The 1,162-nt window shown below is 42.0% G+C and carries 1 protein-coding gene; it reads left to right on the top strand.

Annotation, left to right across the window (positions count from 1 at the left end; translation table 11 throughout):
• Window positions 1-93: 93 nt before the first annotated feature.
• Window positions 94-1,125 carry an IS630 family transposase gene (locus KIV40_RS08005; protein WP_285348628.1) on the top strand — a complete coding sequence of 344 codons (1,032 nt, stop codon included), beginning with the start codon at window positions 94-96 and terminating at the stop codon, window positions 1,123-1,125.
• Window positions 1,126-1,162 lie beyond the last annotated feature (37 nt).

Genomic DNA, 1,162 nt, shown 5'->3' with positions numbered 1-1,162 from the left:
GTTTCTTCAAAAATTTTCGAAAAAACAACAGTGTATACCCGTGATCATTGAAGATGCTTGATTTTCTTTAGAATCAGGATCATGCTACGCACCATGAAACTAATATTGACTCCCCAACAGAAACTACAACTCGAAGAGATGCACGATTCCACTCGTGATTGTCGAGTGCGTGACCGCATCAAAGCGGTTTTACTTGCGTCTGAAGGTTGGAGTCAGACGATGATTTCTCAAGCTCTTCGTATTCACGAATCGACTGTTGCACGTCACCTCAGTGACTACGTGCTTTCTGAAAAACTGAAGCCTGAAAATGGTGGAAGCCAAAGCAAGCTTTCTGTTACTCAAACCATGCATCTAATCGAGCATTTGACAGACAAGACCTATTCTCATACGTATCAAATTGTTGCCTACGTTAAAGAGACATTTGGACTTGAATATACGGTCTCTGGTATGAACAAGTGGCTTCACCATAATGGCTTTAGCTACAAACAGCCGAAAGGCGTTCCACACAAGTTTGATGAAGCAAAACAGCAAGCATTCATAGAGGCTTATGAAGCGCTAAAGGCAAGCTGTGGCAAGGATGAATCGATAGTCTTTATCGACGCTGTTCACCCAACCTTGTCAACAAAAATATCTCACGGCTGGATACGTACTGATCAGGATAAAGTGATTGAAACAACGGGTAATCGTAGCCGATTGAATATTATTGGCGCACTGAACCTGTCGGATATCGGTGCCACCATCATTCAGGATTACGAAAGTATTAATAGTGAAAACATCGTTCGCTTTTTCTGTAAGTTAAGAGAGAGCTATCCGTTGGCCCACAAGCTTCATATCATTTTAGATGGTGCGGGATATCACCGTAGTGACTTGGTCAGAGATGCGGCATTTGTCCTTAATATTGAGCTGCATTATCTTCCACCTTACAGCCCAAACCTCAATCCAATAGAGCGGCTTTGGAAAGTAATGAATGAGAAGTCGAGGAACAACGTTTACTTCAAAAGTAAACGGGACTTCAAGGCGGCAATAGACCAATTTTTTACTGTGACTCTTCCAGAGATCGCAGGCTCTTTGGCATCTCGAATTAATGATAATTTTCAGGTTCTCAAGCCTGCATCTTCAAGTTGATTCGGTATAGTTTCTTTTGCTACTACTGAAAAACCAC

It is taken from the genome of Vibrio sp. D173a (assembly GCF_030248475.1).
The sequence above is the reverse complement of the archived record's forward strand: the minus strand, read 5'-3'. Positions and strand labels throughout refer to the sequence as shown.